Below are 3477 nucleotides of genomic sequence, written 5' to 3'. Positions count from 1 at the left end.
TACCGCAACCGCGCGATACGACCTGTGTGAACTGGATGTCTGCCATAGTCTAATGTATATTGGTGTATATAATATAGACGGGCGTCAACCCTTTTCATGAACTTTGGCGACTACAAATTATGTCATGAGGGTTTCATTGTTCACCCTTACCGGCAGTACGAAATGCCTGAACTCCCTCTCGGGAATGTCCCATTTCATCCTTTCCCTGACCTCGAGCGTTTTGGCAACATTCTGCTCCCAGTACTCGCGAGGATACACCAGACTGTCAGGAAGAGGCATTGACCCGTACAGGAACTGCACATAATCAGACTCCCTTTCCTTTTCACTCCTGCACCCCGATAGTGCTGTAAACAAAGTTGCCAGTGCAACCAGTATCAGGATTATCTTTGACTTGCTGCTATTCATTCCTTTCATTGTTTTTTGCAGGCGGCAAGGCGGGTGCCGTGGAATTCGCGGGCGCCGGTGGCTGCGGCCAGACTGTTTATGTTTTCAGTGGTTACGCCCGAGCCGGGCATTATGATTATTCGGCCTGCGGCCTGTTTTACAAGTTCTGCAATCAGAGCCCGACCTTGTGGCGCCGTGTCCTGCATACCGGAGGTGAGAAGCCTGTTGCAGCCTAGTGAGATTATATCCTCCAGTGCCTGATGCGGATTGGAGCAGTGGTCAAAGGCTCTGTGGAAGGTGATGCTCATGCCTTGGGCTGCGGCAATCAGGAGCCGCATGGCTTCGAGATTGACTGAACCATCGGGGTGAAGTATTCCTATGACTACTCCGTTTGCTCCCGCACTGCGGCAGAATCCTATGTCCGATATCATCTGCTGGATTTCTTCCGTTGAATACACAAAGTTGCCACTGCGAGGCCTGATGAGAACATTCACGGGGATGCCTGTCTTTATAGCGGCAAGAATCTGGCTTCGCTCAGGCGTTACTCCGCCAATGGAAAGATCACGGCAGAGCTCAACTCTTGAGGCTCCGTTTTCCAGAGCCTCAAGTGCCTGTTCAGTACTCGTGCAGCATCTTTCCAGTATCAATCCGCCCATATCAGAATATTGATTCGCTGGTTTCGGTTGTGAAAAGTTCCAGGGCCTTCATTCCCATGATGCTGTTGCCACGGCTGTTAAGGCGCGGACTCCATACGGCAATCGAGTACTTCGATGGGTAAATTGCAGCAATACCGCCGCCAACACCGCTCTTGCCAGGAAGCCCCACAAGGAAGGAGAACTCGCCAGCCTCATCGTAGAATCCGCAGGTCTGCATTATTGCGTTCAGACGTTTTACCTGGGATTTTGTGAGTTCAACTCCGTAGTGGCTGAAAGGGCGGTCACTATGAGCGAAATTCAGAAAGGCTGCGGAGAGTTCAATGCAGTTCATCTCAAGGGAACAGAGCGTGCAGTACAGATTAAGCACATCATTGATGCTGTTGTTCAGGTTGTGATGATACTTGAGCAGATTGGCTATTGCCGCATTCATGTAGCAGGTCTTGAACTCGGATTCGGCAATCCTTCTGTTATAGACGATTGAATCATAGCCTGTTCTGTTGTTGCTGGTATTTGCGCGGTTCTTTTTGCCATTTGCGCTGTTAATTTCTGCATCTTCGCTTGCCAAACCGTCCGCACACAGTGTGCGTACGAAATTCAGGAAGAATTCCTCGGGCTTTTCCAGATGGCTCAGCAGAATGTCCGTAAGCACAAGAGCACCTGCGTTTATGAAAGGATTGCGTGGAATTCCATGCTCATATTCCAACTGCACCAGGGAGTTGAATGCGGTTCCGGAAGGTTCCTTGCCCATTCTGCTCCAAAGATTCTCTCCCTCAAGATTCAAGGCTATCGCCAGTGAGAAGACTTTTGAAATACTTTGGATGGTGAAGCGCTCGCAGCTCTGTCCCAGTTCAAATGTTCTGCCGTTGCACAGGCTGAGGCAGATCCCGAACTGATCCGGATTCACCTCCGCCAGGGCGGGTATGTAGTCCGCCTGCTTGCCTTCCTTTGCAAGCGGCTGGATTTCATTGTATATGTTTTCAAGAATCTGCTGATAATTAATTGTCTTGCTCATCTTCAGGTACTATCAGATTTAAGAATACAGCCAGTATGAATACAATGGCAACGCAGTTCTCTGCGAAAACCATTCTGAATACTTCGGGGAAAATATTGAATATTGCAGGAATCCGGGTGAATCCGAAACCGATGCACAGAGGTATGCCTGTGATTATCAGATTCCTTTTTGTGAATCCGCTTTTTGAAATCATTTCAAAGCCGGCGTAGAGGATGCTTCCGAACATGAGTATTGTGCATCCGCCGAGCACGGCATTAGGAATTGTGTTGAGTACAATGCCGAAAACAGGGAAGAGGCCGCCCAGTATCATCAAAGTTGCTCCAACGGCTATTGTGAAGCGGTTGACTATCCTTGAAATGGCAATCAGACCTATGTTCTGGGCATATGTGGTGATTGGCGTGCAACCCAGCATTCCGGCAACCGAACTTATGAATCCATCGCATGAAATGGCTCCTCCCAGTTCCTTGTCGGTAATTTCGCGCTTGAGGGCACTATAGCATAGAGCGGAACTGTCGCCTATTGTTTCGGTTGCGGAAACAAAGAATATGCTGAGCATTGCCAGGATATCGGAAATGTAGAATTCAGGCTTGAAAGGAAGGAATCTTGGCATTGATATGATTTTCACGTTGTGAACTGAAGAGAAATCCACCGCACCTATGCAGAGTGCCAGAATGTATCCTGCAGCAAGTCCTCCAAGTATTGAGAGTGCGCGAAGTGTGCCTTTAGCCCTGGCATGCAGCACTACGCATACAACAAGTGATACAGTCCCGAGAATCCAGTTCCTTGCGCTGCCGAAATCCGTTGCATCCGATCCTCCGGCAAAATCGTTGGCGCCTATCGGCACAAGGGTGAGGCCTATTGCCGTTACAACTGTTGCGGAGACAACTTTAGGTACGAACTTTATCCAATATTTGTGAAAGAGTCCGAAGCACCCTTCAATTATGCCGCCAACAATAATGGCACCAATGAGAGAGCCCATTCCGTGCCTGGCAACTATTGCAATGGCAACTGAGAGGAATGTGAAACTTATACCCATTACAATTGGGAGTCTGGCACCTATGCGCCATACGGGGTACAGCTGGATAAGTGTACCGATTCCTGCAATGATCATGCAATTCTGTAGTAGCATTGCGCTGGTTTCCTTGTCAAGTCCGGCTGCGTTTGACAGAATTATTATGGGTGTGATGTTTGCAACAAACATGGCAAGAATGTGCTGCAGGCCAAAGGGGATGGCCCGTAGCAACGGTACACGCCCGTTGAGCTGATATAAGTTTTCTGTGCTTCCTTTCATACGAAAATTAATTGTGCCGTTTCTGGTTATTCCGGCGTTATTTGACTTGTTTTTAATACATTTTGAGCCAATGGCACAAAAAGAGAGAGCACTCACAAGGCTGCAAGTGCGAGGTTGACATCTTAGCAATTTTA

4 protein-coding genes are annotated in these 3477 nt (G+C 48.5%); all 4 read right to left on the bottom strand.

Annotation, left to right across the window (positions count from 1 at the left end; translation table 11 throughout):
• Nucleotides 1–117: 117 nt before the first annotated feature.
• Genes AC06L3_RS06845 through AC06L3_RS06830 form a run of 4 tightly spaced genes read right to left on the bottom strand, consistent with a single transcriptional unit; the run spans nucleotide 118 to nucleotide 3343 of the window.
• Nucleotides 118–414 (bottom strand): hypothetical protein, encoded by a 297-nt coding sequence (locus AC06L3_RS06845; protein ID WP_475669875.1) that lies wholly within the window; start codon nucleotides 412–414, stop codon nucleotides 118–120.
• The gene (locus AC06L3_RS06840; RefSeq protein WP_475669874.1) at nucleotides 411–1040 is read right to left on the bottom strand and encodes a copper homeostasis protein CutC; all 630 of its coding nucleotides are present in this window, start codon (nucleotides 1038–1040) and stop codon (nucleotides 411–413) included. Before AC06L3_RS06840 ends, AC06L3_RS06845 begins: the two co-directional genes overlap by 4 nt.
• A gap of 1 nt (nucleotide 1041) precedes the next feature.
• Nucleotides 1042–2040 (bottom strand): glutaminase, encoded by a 999-nt coding sequence (locus tag AC06L3_RS06835; RefSeq protein WP_475669876.1) that lies wholly within the window; start codon nucleotides 2038–2040, stop codon nucleotides 1042–1044.
• On the bottom strand, nucleotides 2036–3343 hold the full coding sequence (locus AC06L3_RS06830; protein WP_475669873.1) for a uracil-xanthine permease family protein: 1308 nt from the start codon (nucleotides 3341–3343) through the stop codon (nucleotides 2036–2038). The genes AC06L3_RS06835 and AC06L3_RS06830 overlap by 5 nt, the downstream gene beginning before the upstream one ends.
• Nucleotides 3344–3477 lie beyond the last annotated feature (134 nt).

This window comes from Candidatus Egerieousia sp. (assembly GCF_056211015.1).
Note: the sequence above shows the minus strand (reverse complement) of the source record. Positions and strands in the feature narration are given on the sequence as shown.

Excerpts from the sequence above, each read along its gene's own strand:
- AC06L3_RS06845 (WP_475669875.1), bottom strand. The coding sequence starts at position 414 with ATGAAAGGAATGAATAGCAGCAAGTCAAAGATAATCCTGATACTGGTT.
- AC06L3_RS06840 (WP_475669874.1), bottom strand. The coding sequence starts at position 1,040 with ATGGGCGGATTGATACTGGAAAGATGCTGCACGAGTACTGAACAGGCA.
- AC06L3_RS06830 (WP_475669873.1), bottom strand. The coding sequence starts at position 3,343 with ATGAAAGGAAGCACAGAAAACTTATATCAGCTCAACGGGCGTGTACCG.